Genomic DNA, 233 nt, shown 5'->3' on the forward strand with positions numbered 1-233 from the left:
GCCAGTACCCGGGCAACGCTGTCGACCCGGGAGGCCGGTACGGCGCCACGGGCGTGGGCGGATTTCAGCTGGCCGAGCAGGGCGGCTTGCTGGTCGGCCTGGCCACGTTTCTGGTAAACGGTGGCCAGTTCGACGTAGCAGATGTCGGTGGTGCTCAGCGCGGCCTTGCAGATCTCTTCCACGGCGCCCAAGTGCTGATCGTAGGCGCCCTGGGTGCGGTACAGCAGCACCTG

General features: G+C 67.8%; 1 pseudogene. It reads right to left on the reverse strand.

From position 1 onward, the window contains the following. Positions 1-233: pseudogene (locus tag R0J88_RS23820) on the reverse strand (alginate biosynthesis protein AlgK); the annotation flags it as partial.

The organism is Pseudoalteromonas sp. SIMBA_162 (assembly GCF_046535955.1).
Taxonomy (GTDB): domain Bacteria; phylum Pseudomonadota; class Gammaproteobacteria; order Enterobacterales; family Alteromonadaceae; genus Pseudoalteromonas; species Pseudoalteromonas marina.